18 protein-coding genes are annotated in these 16,474 nt (G+C 44.8%); 9 read left to right on the forward strand and 9 right to left on the reverse strand.

Annotated features, from left to right (window positions below; genetic code table 11):
• Positions 1 to 27: 27 nt before the first annotated feature.
• Positions 28 to 1,272, reverse strand: coding sequence for a type IX secretion system plug protein (locus EO132_RS13800; protein ID WP_127138611.1), 1,245 nt, complete (start codon positions 1,270 to 1,272; stop codon positions 28 to 30).
• Positions 1,273 to 1,424: 152 nt separating this feature from the next.
• On the opposite strand from EO132_RS13800, the gene EO132_RS13805 reads away from it, so the two are divergent.
• From EO132_RS13805 to EO132_RS13840, 8 genes are all read left to right on the forward strand, one after another.
• Positions 1,425 to 2,777, forward strand: coding sequence for a Na(+)-translocating NADH-quinone reductase subunit A (locus EO132_RS13805; RefSeq protein WP_127138424.1), 1,353 nt, complete (start codon positions 1,425 to 1,427; stop codon positions 2,775 to 2,777).
• A gap of 1 nt (position 2,778) precedes the next feature.
• On the forward strand, positions 2,779 to 4,029 hold the full coding sequence (locus tag EO132_RS13810; RefSeq protein WP_127138425.1) for an NADH:ubiquinone reductase (Na(+)-transporting) subunit B: 1,251 nt from the start codon (positions 2,779 to 2,781) through the stop codon (positions 4,027 to 4,029).
• Between the two features lie 2 nt (positions 4,030 to 4,031).
• The gene (locus EO132_RS13815) at positions 4,032 to 4,781 is read left to right on the forward strand and encodes a Na(+)-translocating NADH-quinone reductase subunit C (RefSeq protein WP_127138426.1); all 750 of its coding nucleotides are present in this window, start codon (positions 4,032 to 4,034) and stop codon (positions 4,779 to 4,781) included.
• 1 nt (position 4,782) lies between these two features.
• Positions 4,783 to 5,430 (forward strand): NADH:ubiquinone reductase (Na(+)-transporting) subunit D, encoded by a 648-nt coding sequence (locus EO132_RS13820; protein WP_127138427.1) that lies wholly within the window; start codon positions 4,783 to 4,785, stop codon positions 5,428 to 5,430.
• Positions 5,431 to 5,441: 11 nt separating this feature from the next.
• Positions 5,442 to 6,185 carry an NADH:ubiquinone reductase (Na(+)-transporting) subunit E gene (gene nqrE / locus EO132_RS13825; RefSeq protein ID WP_127138428.1) on the forward strand — a complete coding sequence of 248 codons (744 nt, stop codon included), beginning with the start codon at positions 5,442 to 5,444 and terminating at the stop codon, positions 6,183 to 6,185.
• Positions 6,186 to 6,188: 3 nt separating this feature from the next.
• Positions 6,189 to 7,499: an NADH:ubiquinone reductase (Na(+)-transporting) subunit F gene (gene nqrF / locus EO132_RS13830; RefSeq protein WP_127138429.1), complete on the forward strand. Its 1,311-nt coding sequence runs from the start codon at positions 6,189 to 6,191 to the stop codon at positions 7,497 to 7,499.
• Positions 7,500 to 7,585: 86 nt separating this feature from the next.
• The gene (locus tag EO132_RS13835) at positions 7,586 to 7,945 is read left to right on the forward strand and encodes a Na(+)-translocating NADH-quinone reductase subunit F (RefSeq protein WP_127138430.1); all 360 of its coding nucleotides are present in this window, start codon (positions 7,586 to 7,588) and stop codon (positions 7,943 to 7,945) included.
• Position 7,946: 1 nt separating this feature from the next.
• Entirely contained in the window at positions 7,947 to 8,951 is a 1,005-nt protein-coding gene (locus EO132_RS13840; RefSeq protein WP_127138431.1) for an FAD:protein FMN transferase, read from the forward strand.
• Here EO132_RS13840 and EO132_RS13845 read toward each other — a convergent pair whose 3' ends face one another.
• Genes EO132_RS13845 through gpmI form a run of 3 tightly spaced genes read right to left on the reverse strand, consistent with a single transcriptional unit; the run spans position 8,952 to position 12,129 of the window.
• Positions 8,952 to 9,716, reverse strand: a complete 765-nt coding sequence (locus tag EO132_RS13845; RefSeq protein WP_127138432.1) for a class I SAM-dependent methyltransferase — start codon at positions 9,714 to 9,716, stop codon at positions 8,952 to 8,954.
• A gap of 32 nt (positions 9,717 to 9,748) precedes the next feature.
• Positions 9,749 to 10,567, reverse strand: coding sequence for a type I methionyl aminopeptidase (map, locus tag EO132_RS13850; RefSeq protein ID WP_127138433.1), 819 nt, complete (start codon positions 10,565 to 10,567; stop codon positions 9,749 to 9,751).
• Positions 10,568 to 10,611: 44 nt separating this feature from the next.
• The gene (gpmI, locus tag EO132_RS13855; RefSeq protein WP_127138434.1) at positions 10,612 to 12,129 is read right to left on the reverse strand and encodes a 2,3-bisphosphoglycerate-independent phosphoglycerate mutase; all 1,518 of its coding nucleotides are present in this window, start codon (positions 12,127 to 12,129) and stop codon (positions 10,612 to 10,614) included.
• A gap of 208 nt (positions 12,130 to 12,337) precedes the next feature.
• Between gpmI and EO132_RS13860 the strand changes: the two genes are divergently transcribed.
• Positions 12,338 to 12,730: an ankyrin repeat domain-containing protein gene (locus EO132_RS13860; RefSeq protein WP_127138435.1), complete on the forward strand. Its 393-nt coding sequence runs from the start codon at positions 12,338 to 12,340 to the stop codon at positions 12,728 to 12,730.
• Between the two features lie 100 nt (positions 12,731 to 12,830).
• On the opposite strand, the gene EO132_RS19320 is transcribed toward EO132_RS13860, so the two are convergent.
• From EO132_RS19320 to EO132_RS13880, 5 genes are all read right to left on the reverse strand, one after another.
• Complete coding sequence (locus tag EO132_RS19320) at positions 12,831 to 12,998, reverse strand: DUF6747 family protein (RefSeq protein WP_164732347.1); 168 nt, start codon at positions 12,996 to 12,998, stop codon at positions 12,831 to 12,833.
• 113 nt (positions 12,999 to 13,111) lie between these two features.
• Positions 13,112 to 13,876 (reverse strand): M48 family metalloprotease, encoded by a 765-nt coding sequence (locus EO132_RS13865; protein WP_127138436.1) that lies wholly within the window; start codon positions 13,874 to 13,876, stop codon positions 13,112 to 13,114.
• 39 nt (positions 13,877 to 13,915) lie between these two features.
• Entirely contained in the window at positions 13,916 to 14,647 is a 732-nt protein-coding gene (locus tag EO132_RS13870; RefSeq protein ID WP_127138437.1) for a M15 family metallopeptidase, read from the reverse strand.
• Positions 14,648 to 14,799: 152 nt separating this feature from the next.
• The gene (locus EO132_RS13875; protein ID WP_127138438.1) at positions 14,800 to 15,966 is read right to left on the reverse strand and encodes a gliding motility-associated C-terminal domain-containing protein; all 1,167 of its coding nucleotides are present in this window, start codon (positions 15,964 to 15,966) and stop codon (positions 14,800 to 14,802) included.
• Positions 15,963 to 16,474, reverse strand: a 512-nt coding sequence (locus EO132_RS13880) for a hypothetical protein (RefSeq protein ID WP_164732348.1), incomplete at its 5' end; no start/stop codon positions are given. The genes EO132_RS13880 and EO132_RS13875, both read right to left, overlap by 4 nt.

The following is a 16,474-nucleotide window of genomic DNA, read 5'->3' on the forward strand; positions in this document are numbered from 1 at the left end:
CTTGAAGGATTTGGGGCTAAAGATAAATTAATTGCTGATATTTCTGGAATTGGCAGAGCCAATGCCGATTATGCTATCGTACATATCGCCAAAATCCCGATAATAGACAAGGATGAGGTAGTTGTTCTCCGTAAAATGAAAATTGCCACTTACCAGGTTGGGTTCAATGGTCCCATCTTCCTTTTGTACTACATATTTATAATTGTAGAAACCCTGTTTGATCATCAGGGTGGCTTCGGATTTTCCGTTTTCTTCATTGAAGGTCATTCTGTTCTCATCCGTCAAGGCGTAGTTGTTGAACTTTCCAATGACATAAACATGGTTCAGTCCAATCAGGTTACTGTAAGGCAGACTAAAATGGACTTTGGAATATTCAGCCTCCCTTGAAACGTCTTCCCCTTGTAGGGTTCGGACCACAAAATCCCCATTGATGTCCGGAAAATAGGTGTACTCCTGATCAAATCTAAATTCGTTGGTAAACAGGTAGTGATGGTACACATCCCTCATTTCAATGTTCGACACGGCAAAGGTGGGCGAGCGAAGGTCCTTGGTGTCGAAATAGAGGTATTCGTTACCGCCGAAAAAACTGGTTTCCTCATTGTATTTGTAAACGAGTTCAGTCCCAATGGTGAACTGGGGCTTAATGTTGTATAGTGCCGTGGGCCATTGATGATTTTGTATGATGGCGACTTTCACTTCCCTTTTTGGGTTGACCACATTGAAACCTGCCGTATTGATATTGAACTGGACCACTTGTTTGGTATTGATGAAGTTGAAGTCCCTGGATCGTTTAACCACGCCGGAGACGGCTACGGCATCCCGGTATACGACAAACCTTCTGGAGAATTGAAGCTCGCCATAACTGTTGTATATTTCCAGCACATAATTGCCACTTACCCTCAATTTAACGTTCTGGTTGGGGATGGAAAGGCGATAATTGGAATAGGGCTGCAAGGTTGTGTAGCTGTTTTCATAATCGATGATGCGTTGATTGTCGGCGCCGTCCAAATACTGGGATTTCAATAGTTGGGAAGGGGTCCAATCGTAATCGCAATGCACTATTTTGTAATAATAATCCTGTTCATTGGCCATAAGGTCATCAAACTCCAAGGTCATGGATTCCCCAAGTTGGATTACGGGGAACTGGTCTTCCGTGGGACCCTTGAAAACAATTGATTTGATGTTTTCAGGAGGGTTGACCTCTTTCATGATTTGGCCAAAAGCCGAAGGGGAAAACAAGCCAATTAGCAACAAAATGTAGGTATAACGTATCAAGGACATGATTTTGGTGTAAAGTTAAACAAAAAGTATGCCCAGTGAATTAAGCTCGGTATAATCCCATATTTTATAGTTAATTATTATGAAAACAATCCTTTTAGTGCTATTTTTGCGTCCGATTTTGATAACAAAAGGTCTACAATAATATGTCTAAAGACATCCGGATTAAAAAGGGGTTGGACATCAACCTCGTCGGGGCGGCAGAGCAGACTATTTCCAAAGCCGTTACAAGTAACGTATACGCCCTGAACCTAGATGATTTCCATGGAATCACTCCAAAAATGTTGATAAAACAAGGGGAAGAGATAAAAGCGGGCGAACCCCTCTTTTATAACAAGAACAACGAAGAAATGCACTTTGTTTCCCCAGTGAGTGGTGAACTTGTGGAAATCGTGAGGGGGGCAAGGAGAAGAATCTTAACGCTGAAGGTCCTTGCCGACAAAGAACAGAATTACATGATCAACAAGGTGCCGGATTTGGATACGGCAGATGGGGATGCCATTAAAACCTACCTTTTACAGTGTGGGGGCTGGCCTTTCATCAAGCAAAGACCTTATGATGTGATCGCGGACCCAGAAGCGACCCCAAAGGCAATTTTTGTCTCGGCGTACGCTACGGCTCCACTGGCAGCAGACCCTGATTTTGTCCTAAAGGACAAGGAGCAGGAGATTCAGGCGGCCATAATGGCGCTTAGCAAAATGACCCCTGGGAAAATCCACGTGACCATTGCAAAGTCCAGTAGATCGCCTTTTAATGATATAAAAGGAATAGAGCTTCACAAAATATCAGGACCGCACCCAGCAGGTTTGGTTGGGACACAAATCAACAGAATTGACCCTGTGAACAAGGGGGAGACTGTTTGGACCTTGTCTCCGCAAGACCTTGTGATGATGGGCGAGCTGCTTTTGACGGGTAAGTTCAACGCTGAGCGTGTCGTGGCCTTGGCCGGATCTGTTGTAAAGGAGCCAAAATACTATAAAACCAAAATCGGTGCTGAAATCTCCACCTTCCTATATGCAAGTGGTGTGAAAGAGGATAGGTTCCGATTGATCAACGGAGATGTGCTCACGGGTGCGAAAACACATACTGAGGGGCATCTTGGGTTCTATAATAATACGGTAACCGCCATCCCGGAAGGCGATGATTACGAGTTTTTTGGGTGGAACAAGCCGGTTTTCAATAAAATATCATCCACAAGGGCATTGACCTTCTCTTGGTTGCAGCCTAAAAGGAAATACGATTTGGATACCAATACCAATGGGGAGCACAGGGCTTTCGTGGTAACAGGTAGGTACGAAGAGGTTTTTCCTCTGGACATATACCCGCTTCAGTTGTTGAAGGCCTGTATGGTAAAGGATTTGGACGAAATGGAACAATTGGGGCTTTACGAAGTGGCTCCAGAGGATTTCTCCTTGACGGAATTCATATGCATATCAAAACAACCACACCAACAAATAATCAGGGAAGGATTGGATTTGTTGCAAAAAGAACTTGGATAATATGGGCATGAAAGAAAAATTACATCAGTTGAAACTCAAGTATCAGGGCAAAAAAATGGCACCTGCCTTCAATGCACTGCATACTTTTCTTTATATGCCGAACGAGACCACCCATTCGGGGGCACACGTTCGAGCTGCAGATGATTTGAAACGTACCATGAACACAGTGATCTTGGCATTGGTGCCCTGCCTGTTGTTCGGGATGTTCAACGCAGGTTACCAGCACTACTCCGCAATCAACGGTTTCCCAGAGAACTTTTCCCTTTTTGATCATTTCTTGACTTGGGATAATTTCTTGGTGGGAATCACGACCGTATTGCCATTGGTGATCGTATCCTACGGGGTTGGTTTGGCCATTGAGTTCTTGTTCGCTGTGATCAAAGGACACGAAGTAGAGGAGGGTTACTTGGTAACTGGAATGTTGGTGCCTTTGATTATTCCTGTGGATACACCACTTTGGATGTTGGCCATTGCCGTAGCCTTTGGTGTTGTGATTGGAAAAGAGGTCTTTGGAGGAACGGGAATGAATATTTTGAACCCGGCATTGACCATTCGTGCCTTCTTGTTCTTTGCTTATCCAACTTGGATGAGTGGTGACAAGGTTTGGGTGCACGAAGGTGTGGAAAGAGCAGGAACTGCAGATGCCATATCAGGGGAAACCGTATTGGGTTCCTTGGCACAAGGTTCGGATTATGCATACTCACTGTCTGATATGTTCTATGGATTTATTCCTGGTTCTGTGGGTGAAACATCCACTTTGTTGATTCTTTTGGGAGCGCTTTTCTTGATATTTTCAAAAATCGCCTCTTGGAGAATCATGGTAAGTGCAGTAGTAGGTGCATTGGCCATGGGGCTTATCTTCAATGGTATCGTGGATGCTGGATGGTTGCCCGAATACAGTAAGTTCTATACATTGATGAGCTTCCCTTATTGGCAGCATTTGTTGGTGGGCGGATTGGCCTTCGGTATCGTATTTATGGCCACTGACCCAGTAACCGGGTCACAGACCAATAAAGGTAAATGGTACTACGGATTCTTTATCGGATTCCTTTCGGTAATGATCAGGGTGTTCAACCCAGGGTACCCGGAAGGTGTGTTCTTGGCAATCCTGTTAATGAACGTATTCGCACCGACCATTGACCACTACGTTGTGAAAGGTAACATCAAAAAGAGATTAAAACGATTTAAGACAGCAACCATATATCCAAAAGCTTCGGATGAGGTTGATTCACTAAAAACGGAAACAGCTTAATTATGGCAATCGATACAGAAAAAAATAGCTACACTGTAGTATTCGCAGTCTTAATGGTTGTTGTTGTAGGTTCGCTATTGGCATTCGTTGCATCTGGCCTTAAGCCAATGATCGATGAGAACGAGCGCTTCGAAAAGCAACAAAATATTCTATATGCCATGGGAGTCAATGAAAATGAAGGGGATGGCGACGTTTCATTTATTCCCACTACCGATGTGGAGGATGCATTCTCCCAATACATAACCCAACAATTGGTATTGGAGGGCACCGAGGCAACGGAAAAGGAGAATGCTTACTTGATCAATGTGGAGAAAGCATTGGCCAAAGCCAAGAGTGGTGAAAAAGCAGAGCTTCCCTTGTTGATTGGCGAAAAGGACGGAGAAAAGTTCTATATCATCCCTATGTACGGAAAAGGCCTTTGGGATGCAATTTGGGGATACATGTCAGTAGATGAAAACATGGAAATCAAAGGTGTTTATTTTGATCACCGGGGAGAAACTCCAGGACTTGGTGCCAATATCAAGCAACGATTTTTCATGGATGATTTCAAAGGGGAACTGGTTGTGGACGGCAACACATATGTTGGTGTCGAGGTTGCCAAGGGAAACAACGACCCTTTGAACAACGACAAAGAAGATAATCAAGTGGATGCTTTGGCAGGAGCTACGATCACAGGTAACGGGGTTACCGCAATGATCAAGGAAAGCCTGAAGCTATACAAACCTTATTTACAAACTATTAGATCCAATTAATATGGCGCTACTATCAAAAAAAGATGCGAATCTGATAAAAGACCCGTTAGCGGACAACAACCCCATTACCATTCAGGTATTGGGAATCTGTTCGGCTTTGGCGATTACCGCGGAGCTTAAAGCTTCTGTGGTAATGGCAATATCCGTATTGTTCGTATTGGGTGTGGGTAATGTTGTCATATCGCTTATACGTAACATCATCCCCGCTAAAATCCGAATCATTGTGCAGTTGGTCGTGGTTGCCTCCTTGGTGATCATCGTGGACCAGGTGCTTAAGGCCTTTGCCTATGAATTGAGCAAGACCCTCTCGGTATTCGTTGGATTGATCATTACCAACTGTATCATCATGGGACGTTTTGAGGCTTTTGCTTTGGGTAACGGACCATGGAAATCCTTTTTGGACGGTATTGGTAACGCATTGGGATACGGTGTGATCCTTGTGATCGTTGGTTTCTTCAGGGAACTATTGGGTTCAGGAACACTTTTCGGAATGAAGGTATTGGGAGACCCTGTGACCAAAACAGGTCTGTATTCCATCGGATATGAGAACAACGGCTTTATGATCATCCCCCCGGCGGCGTTGATCGTTGTGGGAATCATCATTTGGGTACAACGCTCTAGGAATAGAGAATTAATTGAAGAAGCATAAACTGAGGAAGCATGTTAGAGCATTTAGAACTATTTTTTAGATCAATCTTCGTAGACAATATGGTGTTTGCGGTCTTTTTGGGAATGTGTTCCTATCTGGCCGTATCCAAAAAAGTTTCCACCGCTGTAGGTTTGGGGGCCGCTGTAATATTCGTTTTGGGTGTTACCGTGCCATTGAACTGGTTGTTGGACCAATATTTATTACAAGACGGAGCCTTGGCCTGGTTGGGCCCTGAGTATGCTGAGTACGACCTTAGCTTCCTTTCCTTTATCCTCTTCATTGCAACCATTGCGACCATGGTGCAGTTAGTGGAGATCGTAGTGGAAAAGTTTTCCCCATCACTTTATAACTCATTGGGTATTTTCTTGCCTTTGATCGCGGTAAACTGTGCCATCTTGGGAGGTTCGCTGTTTATGCAGACAAGGGAGATACCGGACATAGGCTTGGCGCTCAATTATGGTATCAGTTCCGGTATTGGATGGTTCTTGGCCATTTTGGCCATTGCCGCCATTCGTGAAAAAATCAGGTATTCCAATGTGCCGGCCCCATTGCGTGGTTTGGGAATCACATTTATAATCACAGGCTTGATGGGAATCGGTTTCCAAAGTTTTGGAGGGATGTTGACAGGTGACAATGAGCCACCAGAAGAAACACAGACCACCACTGCTGAGACCCAAAAAGAAGATAATGAAATCAAAAAGGAGATTGAGGATAAGGAAAAAGCAGTCTCTTATAACGACGCCTTAAACAAATAGAAGATGATATTAGCCGCAAGTACCGGAGGTACTATCTTAATTACTGTAGTTGCATTTCTTGTTTTGTTGTTAGTGTTGGTGGCATTGTTGCTGTTCACTAAAGAAAAACTGTCACCGTCCGGACCTGTAACCATTAAAATAAATGGGGAAAAGGAATTGGAAGTGGGTTCTGGCGGAACATTGTTGTCCACCTTGGGTAACAAGAAAATATTCTTGCCATCTGCCTGTGGTGGAGGTGGAACCTGTATCCAATGTGAATGCCACGTGCTTTCAGGTGGTGGTGAGGCCTTGCCTACCGAAACGCCGCACTTTTCCAAGAGGGAATTGAGTGAGGGTGCACGCTTGGCCTGTCAGGTCAAGGTAAAGCAGGATATGGAAATCACCATTCCAGAAGAGGTGTTCGGTATCAAAAAATGGGAGGCCAAAGTAGTCCGTAATTATAACGTAGCCTCTTTCATCAAGGAATTCGTGGTGGAAATCCCAGAGGATATGGACTATAAAGCAGGTGGATACATTCAAATCGAGATTCCACCATGCGAAGTGAAATATTCCGACATTGATATCACGGCTCACCCAGAAGAGCACGAAACTCCGGATAAATTCCAGACAGAGTGGGATAAATTCAACTTGTGGCCATTGGTGATGAAGAACCCGGAAACCGAGGAAAGAGCCTATTCCATGGCCTCTTATCCAGCGGAAGGAAGGGAAATCATGTTGAACGTTCGTATTGCGACCCCACCATGGGATCGTAATAAAAACGGATGGATGGATGTAAACCCAGGTATTGCCTCTTCCTACATCTTTAGTTTGAAGGAAGGTGATCCTGTAACCATTTCTGGACCGTTTGGTGAGTTCTTCATCAATGAGTCCGATGCGGAAATGCTTTACGTTGGTGGTGGTGCCGGAATGGCCCCCATGCGTTCCCACTTGTACCATTTGTTCAAAACATTGAAGACCGATAGGAAAGTGACCTATTGGTATGGAGGACGTTCCAAGCGGGAGTTGTTCTACATCGAACACTTTAAGGAATTGGAGCGGGAGTTCCCGAACTTTAAGTTCTATATGGCACTTTCAGAACCTCAAGAGGAGGATAACTGGAAAGTCAAGAAGGACATCAATGATGAAGAAGGGGATGGATTCGTAGGGTTTATACATAACTGTGTTATCGATAACTACTTGAACCATCATGAAGCACCAGAGGATATTGAACTATACTTCTGTGGTCCACCGTTGATGAACAAAGCAGTGGAGAAAATGGGTCAGGATTTTGGTATTCCAGATGAGAATATCAGGTTCGATGACTTTGGAGGATAAAACCAAAATAGTTAATCACCTCGAGCATTGTCGAGAGGTATGAATAAAACCAAACCGATGCTCATGCATCGGTTTTTTTGTTGCCTATGGGAAGAGAACTGACAGAACAGGAACTGCACAACTTGGCCATGAACATCGTGGGTCGCGAGCTGGAGGCCGATGGTTTTGAATTTATGGCCATCAACAGTAAGCTCAAGAAGAACCCACAGTATGTATGCCTCAAGGAAAAAAAACTACATTTCATTGTGGTTAGGAATGTGGAGTTTCCCTTAAATCCAAGGGAGTACGATGAGGGGCTAATGCGCACTGTAAAGGACCATGCCGAGAAATTCGAGGCAAGGACCTATTTTGCAGGGGTAGGGTTGTCCAATGCATCGGACAGAACGGAACCCTTGTATTTGAACGAGGAATATGTAGTGGATTATCAAGGTTTAATCGAAATTTAAAATGAAGCACAAAGTATTGTTATTGGGATTGGGCGTATTGTTTTTGGGCTGTACACCAAAGGAAAATGTCAAAAATCAAACTTGGGGGAATGCTTTGGGCACCACCTATTCCATTATTTACATTGCGGATGAGGAGTTGGATTATCAACAGGAGATAGATTCGGTTTTCCAAGTACTCAACCAATCGATGTCCACCTATATCCCTTCTTCAGATATATCCAAGATCAATGAAGGGGATTCCACCGTTGTTGTCGATGATATGTTCAAAGAGGTGTTCGATGTTTCAAGTGAGGTCCATAAGGCGTCCAACGGCTATTTTGACCCTACCATAGGCGTTTTGGCCAATGCCTGGGGATTTGGACCGGGAGAACAGATAAAGCTCGATAGCCTTCGCGTGGACAGTTTGCTTGGCTATGTGGGATGGGATAAGGTAAAATTGAATTCCGATAACACCATATCAAAGACGCATCCCTCCATCCGATTTGATTTCAACGCTGTGGCCAAAGGCTATGCCATTGACCGGTTAGGGGCCATGTTGGACGCAAGGGGCATCAAAAATTATTTAGTAGAGGTTGGGGGTGAGGTGTTGGCCAAAGGCACCAATCTGGATTCGGGGAAACAATGGTCCGTGGGAATCGATGATCCCCAAGTGGAAACAGGTCGCCAATTGAAACAGATCGTGTCCCTGGAGGATATGGCCATGGCCTCATCTGGAAACTACAGGAAGTTTCGGGTCGACCCAGAAACAGGGGAGAAGTATGTGCATACCATCAATCCCAAAACAGGATATACCAAAAATTCCAATGTTTTGGCAACAAGTGTAGTTGCCAAGACCTGTGCTGTTGCGGATGCCTATGCAACTTCGTTTATGGCGATGGATTTGGAGGATTCCAAACAAGTGCTCGAAAACCATGGCGAGTTGGAAGCTTATATCATCTATTTGGATGAAAATGGGGAGACCCAGGAGTTCTTCACTCCGGGTTTTGAAGCTTTGGTCAAGAACTGATTATTTCCGAACCAAGGGAATGATCTCGCCTTTTGCCAAGCGGTATTTTTCAACATTATCCTTTGGAAGGGTGTTTGTGTAATCCACCTCTTCGACTGTGAAGCCCATGCTGCGAAGCTTATCGAAATAATCCCTTCCGTAGATGCGAACGTGATCGTACTGACCAAAAATACGGGCACGCTCTTTTCGGTCGGTAATGGTGTCATCCTCGAATGTTTTCTCCCTTTTCAGATCTTGCGGAATTTGAAATATGCCCCATCCGCCCGGTTTCATGATGCGATACAGCTCTTGCATGGCCTTGGTGTCATCGGGGATGTGTTCCAATACGTGGTTGCACAGGATCACATCAAAGGAATCATCCTGAAAGGGTAAGTTGCAGATGTCCGCCTTTACATCCGCTAGGGGCGAATTGAGGTCGGTAGTGGTGTATTCCAAATTATCCAGCTTTTTAAAGCGCTTGTAAAAAGCCTGTTCGGGAGCAAAGTGGAGCAATTTTATAGGATTGTTGAAGAACTCTGTTTCATTTTTCAAATACAACCATAATAAGCGGTGCCGTTCCAAGGAAAGGGTGGAAGGGGATAGTACGTTCTCCCTAGGGCTCTCATACCCGTAGGGTAAAAAGCTTTTGAAGGATTTGCCGTCTATCGGGTCGGTAAACCTGTTTCCCTTTAGGGAAAAAGCAATCAACGGACGTACCCAATAGCTCATTTGAATGAGTAAGGGTCTTGGAACAAGATTTAGAAAGAACTTAAAGAGTCGTTTCATTTATGAGCTGCTTTCAACAGCTTTCGAAATTATCAAAGCACCAATTTCTCGCTACGGAACTCATCTTCCTCGTCACTGCTAATCCCCAAAGCTTCGTAAATATATTGGAATGTGGACAATAGTTCCGGTTTTCCATCCACCAAGGCCACATCGTGTTCAAAATGGGCGCTTGGTTTACCGTCAGCGGTAAGTATGGTCCAACCGTCCCTTAGCTGTTTGATTCGTCTAGTGCCCATATTGATCATGGGCTCTATGGCCACAACTGTTCCGTTCACGAATTTTTTGCCACGTCCGCGCTTGCCGTAGTTGGGCATTTGGGGGTCTTCATGGAGCTCACGTCCCAAACCGTGGCCTACCAATTCACGCACTACACCATAGCCATGGTCTTCAGTGTATTTTTGAATGGCGTAGCCCACATCGCCGACGCGGTTGCCCAGTTTGAATTCCCTGATTCCTATATACAAGGATTCTTTCGTGACCTTGAGAAGTTTTTTGGTTTCCTCGGCTACTTCGCCTACTTCAAAGGTGTAGGCATGGTCGCCGTAAAACCCATCCTTTACCGCACCGCAATCCACGGATATGATATCGCCGTCCTTTAAGGGTTCGTTGCCAGGTATTCCGTGCACCACTTGTGCATTGGGGCTCCAATTCAAGGTGTTGGGAAAATCGTACATCCCCAAAAAACCTGGTTCGGCACCTTGTTCCCGAATAAACTCTTCTGCCATTTTATCCAATTTGAGTGGATTGGCACCGGGTTTTATTTCCTTGGCCAACATGCCCAGGGTTTTGGATACTACCAACGCGCTCTGACGCATCAACTCGATTTCCTCAGCTGTTTTTACTTTAATCATAGCCGCAAAGATAGATGGATTCAAAGGATTTTAAGGTGTGTTGTTTATACCAATGGTTTCTGGGTCATCAATTCCGGTTGTGGAACGCCCAATAATTTAAGAATGGTAGGGGCAATGTCGCCCAATACACCACTTTTCACTTCTTTCACATCATTGTCCACCAAAATCAGCGGAACGGGATTGGTGGTGTGTGCCGTGTTGGGGCTGCCATCTGGATTGACCATGGTGTCGCAGTTACCGTGGTCGGCGATTACGATGGTGGAATAGCCATTCTCCAAGCCTGCCGTTATCACATCCTTGGCACATGCATCCACTGTTTCGCAAGCTTTGACGGCTGCTTCCATGACACCCGTGTGCCCAACCATATCCGGATTGGCAAAATTGAGGCAGACAAAATCGGCATCGCCCTTTTTCAATTCAGGGATGATGGCATCGCGAATGTCGTAAGCGCTCATTTCGGGCTGAAGATCGTAAGTGGCCACCTTTGGGGATGGACAAAGAATGCGTTGCTCCCCTTCAAAGGGTTCCTCACGTCCCCCGTTGAAGAAAAAGGTAACGTGGGGGTACTTTTCGGTTTCGGCGATTCTGATTTGCTTCTTGCCGTTTTTGGCAAGGGTCTCGCCCAAGGTATCCTTGATGTTTTCTTTGTTGAATATGATTTTGATGCCCTTGAAGGATTCATCATAATTCGTCATGGTAACATAGTACAGGTCCAATTTGTGCATGTTCTGCTCATGGAAATCCTGTTGGCTCAAGGCTTGGGTCAATTCACGGCCGCGGTCGGTCCTGAAATTGAAGAAGATGATCACATCGCCATCCTTGATCTTTGCAACGGGCTCATTACTTTCATCGGTCAATACCAATGGTTTGATGAACTCATCGGTAACACCATCATCATAACTCTTTTGCATGGCCTCGCCGATATGCTGTGTTTTCTCGCCTTCTGCGTTCACTACAACATCGTAGGCCATTTTTACGCGTTCCCATCGTTTGTCACGGTCCATGGCGTAGTATCTTCCGATCACGGTCGCCAATTGGGTCTTTTTGTCGGCGCAATAAGTATCAAGGTCCACCAAAAAGCCTTTGCCGCTTTTAGGGTCGACATCACGACCATCAGTAAATGCGTGTACATAAGAGTTTTCCACGCCACTTTCATCTGCGGCCTTGATCAATGCCTTGAGGTGGTCGATGTGGCTGTGTACACCACCATCGCTTACCAAACCTAAAAAATGGACGGGTTTATGGTTCGCTTTGGCGTATTGAAATGCCTCTTGAAGCACTTTCTCATTTTTTAAGGTGTCTTCTTTTACGGCCTTGTTGATTTTTGCCAGGTCTTGGTACACGATTCTTCCAGCGCCCAAGTTCATGTGGCCCACTTCACTGTTTCCCATTTGCCCTTCGGGCAGACCGACGTTCATTCCATCGGTGTGCAGATCGGCATCTGGGTATTTGGTATATAGCGAATCAATAAATGGGGTGTTGGCTTTTTCAATTGCCGAAACCTTTGGATCAGGGGATTTTCCCCAACCATCCAAAATCATTAGAATAACCTTTTTGTCCATAGTGAAATATTGTACTACAAAAATAAAATGATCTCCTTGGATGCCCTAGTTTTTCTTTAAAATTCTAAATATGAATCTGTTAATAATTTTATGTTAATATTGACAACTTGTTAAAATTTAGTTATTTAACTGTTAATCGTGTAACATCGAAGCTTTTGAGAAGTCTATTTTTATAACAAGTAAATTCATTAATCAAAAACAATTCATCATGAAAAAAACAATCTTCACAGTGGCCGCTGTATGTCTGTTGGCCCTAAGCGGTGTTTCTGCCAATGAGCTGAAAGCCAATGAAACGGAATCAACCATTGAAATGGTATCGCCGGATGCTTTGAGCGCTTTTTGTAAGGCGGTCATGCAGGGCGATGTGGAAACCGTGAAAAAATTCATTGAACTTGGAGAGGATGTCAACCAAAAATCCTTGGGCAAAGCACCTATCCATTATGCTGCACGTTACAACAAGGCCGAAGTGCTCAAAGTGCTTATTGCCAATGGTGCAGACCTTAAAAAACGTTGTGATGGTGGGATGACCGCCATGAAATACGCCAAATTGTCCAACGCTACCGAAGCACAGGCCGTGTTGGAAGCTGCTATGAAAAAATAGAAAAGGAGTTTATTCGTCCAAGAACGAAAAGGGCCCATCCGATCGGATGGGCCCTTTGCTCATTTTACATATTCAGTGTTCTTGCAAAAGAGTGTGTCTCTTAGAATTCAAAACCTGTGAAAGCCCTGTACAAAAATGCGTAGAAAGCCATGAATAACATGACCGCGCAAAATATGGAGTATCCTTTTAAAAAGAATACCACAAAGCTAGGTTTGCAATCGTCAAATGCCTCTAAATAGAGATTTTTAAAGTGTACTAGTGTTCCCATGTGTTCTCTTTTTACAGCATAGTAAAGTTAAGAGAACTTATGGTTGATTTGGGGTCAGTTCAAAGATACGGAAATTAAGTCGGAATGCCTTTTTAATCGATAAACCGTCAATTCTATCGACCTGAATATTTTTCTATGGCTTCCTTTATTTTTTCAATACGGTTTTCGGGATCGGGGTGGGTGCTCTGAAATTCGGGAACCCTATCGGGTCCCGCTGCTGCTTTCAACACTTCCATGACCCTGATCATCTCATTGGGGTCGTATCCGGATTGGATCATGAACAGAACACCGAGTTCGTCACTCTCCAATTCGTCCCCTCTTCCATTTTTAAGTAGTGTGTTTTGACCAATGCCCGCTACTAGGCTTCCCATATCGCCCCCTACCGATGCACCTGTGGCCAAGGTCTGCCAAAAGCTGCTCTCGGCAATCCGTTCGGCGGAATGTCTGCCGAGCACATGGCCTATCTCGTGTCCCAAAACCCCGGCAAGTTGGGGTTCGTTGAGTTGGGAGAAGAGGGCGTAGGTAATGAAAATCTGTCCACCGGGCAGTGCAAAAGCATTGATGGTGCGGTCGTCCGCCAAAAGATGAAATTCATATTGATAAGGGGTTTCCCGAGCCACACTGCTCTTTACCAATTTATTGCCCACGGCATCCACAAGGGCCTGCATACGCTGATCGGGATATAGACCGCCATGTTGCTGTGCCATTTCAGGAGCGCTCTGCAGCCCTATGGCGATTTCCTGCTCCGCTGTCATGTCGATGTTCTGGGTTCTCCCAGTGTATGGGTTCTCCTCTTGATTGCTGCACCGGCGGATAAAAGCAAAGGCAACAATGGCCAAACCAATGAGGATGCGTATCCTCCAACTTCCTCTTCTCATGGGTCAGTGTTCTTGTTAGTTGAAGATACGAAAAAACCGTTATAGCAATACAGGGTTGATGTCCAAAATATTATCCTGCACATAGGTCTTGATGAAGCCTGTGGTAAAATGTTCGCTTCCCAAGAAATTCTCTTTTTGCATCAATTTTAAAATGTTGAGTTTTCGATACTCCGTGAGCATGGGAATGGATATGGCAGCATAGCTGTAATGCCACGGTTCGTATTTGAACCCTCTTCTTCTTGGGTTGTCGGTGTATACGAGGTAGAACCCGTATTTGGTCGAATTTTCATCGAGCCAGGCTTTAAAGCCCTCATATGGACCGCCGGCTTCAAACTTATCAGGGTCAAGCACCCCGCCCGTTACTTTGACATTCCCGTCGATAATGTCAATATCGGTGCCCCAGTGGTGCCTGCTTGTTCCGGGAATGGTGGAATATTCTATGATTTTATCGATGGCCTCCAATGGAAACATTCCCTCTTCGGTATAGTTGAGATATTTGCGTTCCCAAATACGTTGTTGATGGTAAAAATCACGGTAGCTGGACACCATTTGAATGTCAAATCCGTCAGCTTGGGCGGCTTTTTTCATTTCCAAAAAGGATTCGTAGGCTTCTTCTCTCAGGTTGATGCCCTCGCCAAAAAGCTCAACATCCGCCTTGCCCATCAGCTCCGCAGTGGAGTAATCCGGGTCGTACATATTTGGAAGAATGGGGGGTAGGGTGCAGGCCAATCCTGATGCAGAGGCAGTTTTGATAAAAGTCCTTCTTTTCATGAAATGAATTTTGCCCCCAAGTTAAGAAGTATTTTTAATAGAAAAAGATTTACCCGAAAGACCCTATCGGGGATTCAGTTGTTATTGTCATTCCCGTGAAAATGGGAATCCAAACAATTGACTTTTTGGTTTTAGGTATAAAAAGGAAATAATTATTTGTCCAAAAACAAAAAGCCCGAATATTCCAGTCCCAAATCATCCAGGGTAACTAGATAAAAATAGACGCCTTCGGGCAGGCCGGCCGTTTGATTGGGAACCATGCTCCCCGTGTTGGCGACTCCCCTGAACTCGTTGGTGTAGTTGATTTTCTCAAAAACCTTTTGTCCGTAGCGGTTAAAGATTCTCAAACTGTTGTTGGGCGATTCCTCCATATCATCAATGATCAAGAAATCGTTGATGCCATCGCCGTTGGGACTCAAAAAGTAATTGCCCAATGTTGGATGGTCCACGGCAAAGGTGTCTGTGGGGAGCGGTACGGTACCAAAGGTGATGGCTGCGTAATCGCTGGGCACAAATGTTTCGGAAGTGACAACGCCTTGTGAAATATCGCCACCAATAGCGGAGTTGCCAATGATGACCCATTGGTTGGACGATTTACTCCACCCGACCACGATGATGGATTCCAAAGTTGCATTGGGAATAGTGGCCAAAGCACTTCTGGTGTTCCAGGAAATCGTAACCTGAGTGGGCACATCGCTTTGCAAGACCCAAAACTCACGGTCGGTCACGGTTCCGATGTCCTTTACTTTTTCTTCGGTGTCAAAGGCTTGTATAATGGACGTTGGGTTCGAAGGGTCTTCAAAAAAATAGGCGCATACGGCCAAAGGGGTCGTGCTTTCCGAGTTCAATGTCAAGGGTCGGAGTTGTTGCGGGTCTCCCACAGGAAATGAAAACACCTCATGATTGTTGATGGCGGCAAAGCCGGTTACTTTGGAAGCATTGCTCTCGCCCGTAAAAAAACCTTGATCCATAAAGTTCAGGTTTATCGCAGGGATGTTGGTGGGACTTAAGACATCTCCCAGTATAAAATTGACATTGTTCTGAACCATGATGGAGGTCTGCAAAAATACATTGCTGCCCATCAAGATCTCGGTGTCCCAAAATGTAGGGGATACATTGCCGGAAACGATAATGGGGCGATTCCCGTAAAAACCGACCAATCCCGAAGATGGCTCAAAATCGGCATCATTGATAAAATCGGTATGCAGGCCTATCTGTGCATTGTGGTGCACAGCAAAGTTGCCGCTATTGTACAGCGCACTTTGGGCCACAGCAAAGCTGACCGACAACAAAAATACTATGTGGAGGATGGGTTTCATGGAGTGAATTGAATTACCATGAATTGCCAAGCTGAATTTTGAGGATTACCACTTGTATTGAAAATGTGTACTTCAAATGAATTGGCTCCTTGGTTTGCTACTTGAATAATCCCTGAGGTAGTGCCATTAACGGTTAATTGAACTATATAATCAGTAGATATTGGTGTGTTAAAGGTTACTGTATATACTCCGGGATCTGAAATCCGAGATACATTATTAATAAAACTTGATAGGGTATTTGAGCTTGCATCCGCATTAACATGTCCCATGCCAATCACAATTGAAGTCAAAGGACTTTGCCAAGAAACATTTCCTCCAAGTGTTGTTAGAACCTGTCCGTTTGTTGTGGAAGGTTTAACCCTTAATTGGTCTGTATTAACTTCTATTGTTGAATCATCGACATTTACATCAAGGGCGCCTGTCGTTCCGTTCTGTACAAGCCCGTCCCCTGCCACATCTAGGTTTATGGTTGCGGCGTTCACTGCATCTGCGGCTATGTCTGTTGATT

Origin of the sequence: Flagellimonas oceanensis (assembly GCF_003992595.1) — a bacterium.
GTDB lineage: Bacteria > Bacteroidota > Bacteroidia > Flavobacteriales > Flavobacteriaceae > Flagellimonas > Flagellimonas oceanensis.

What these genes read in the sequence shown, in the direction of transcription:
- gpmI (WP_127138434.1), bottom strand. Translation starts at nt 12,129, where the DNA reads ATGGACAAAAAGGTTATTCTAATGATTTTGGATGGTTGGGGAAAATCC.
- EO132_RS13805 (WP_127138424.1), top strand. Translation starts at nt 1,425, where the DNA reads ATGTCTAAAGACATCCGGATTAAAAAGGGGTTGGACATCAACCTCGTC.
- EO132_RS13860 (WP_127138435.1), top strand. Translation starts at nt 12,338, where the DNA reads ATGAAAAAAACAATCTTCACAGTGGCCGCTGTATGTCTGTTGGCCCTA.
- EO132_RS13835 (WP_127138430.1), top strand. Translation starts at nt 7,586, where the DNA reads ATGGGAAGAGAACTGACAGAACAGGAACTGCACAACTTGGCCATGAAC.
- EO132_RS13875 (WP_127138438.1), bottom strand. Translation starts at nt 15,966, where the DNA reads ATGAAACCCATCCTCCACATAGTATTTTTGTTGTCGGTCAGCTTTGCT.
- EO132_RS13840 (WP_127138431.1), top strand. Translation starts at nt 7,947, where the DNA reads ATGAAGCACAAAGTATTGTTATTGGGATTGGGCGTATTGTTTTTGGGC.
- EO132_RS13820 (WP_127138427.1), top strand. Translation starts at nt 4,783, where the DNA reads ATGGCGCTACTATCAAAAAAAGATGCGAATCTGATAAAAGACCCGTTA.
- map (WP_127138433.1), bottom strand. Translation starts at nt 10,567, where the DNA reads ATGATTAAAGTAAAAACAGCTGAGGAAATCGAGTTGATGCGTCAGAGC.
- EO132_RS13845 (WP_127138432.1), bottom strand. Translation starts at nt 9,716, where the DNA reads ATGAAACGACTCTTTAAGTTCTTTCTAAATCTTGTTCCAAGACCCTTA.
- EO132_RS13815 (WP_127138426.1), top strand. Translation starts at nt 4,032, where the DNA reads ATGGCAATCGATACAGAAAAAAATAGCTACACTGTAGTATTCGCAGTC.
- EO132_RS19320 (WP_164732347.1), bottom strand. Translation starts at nt 12,998, where the DNA reads ATGGGAACACTAGTACACTTTAAAAATCTCTATTTAGAGGCATTTGAC.
- nqrF (WP_127138429.1), top strand. Translation starts at nt 6,189, where the DNA reads ATGATATTAGCCGCAAGTACCGGAGGTACTATCTTAATTACTGTAGTT.
- nqrE (WP_127138428.1), top strand. Translation starts at nt 5,442, where the DNA reads ATGTTAGAGCATTTAGAACTATTTTTTAGATCAATCTTCGTAGACAAT.
- EO132_RS13870 (WP_127138437.1), bottom strand. Translation starts at nt 14,647, where the DNA reads ATGAAAAGAAGGACTTTTATCAAAACTGCCTCTGCATCAGGATTGGCC.
- EO132_RS13865 (WP_127138436.1), bottom strand. Translation starts at nt 13,876, where the DNA reads ATGAGAAGAGGAAGTTGGAGGATACGCATCCTCATTGGTTTGGCCATT.
- EO132_RS13810 (WP_127138425.1), top strand. Translation starts at nt 2,779, where the DNA reads ATGGGCATGAAAGAAAAATTACATCAGTTGAAACTCAAGTATCAGGGC.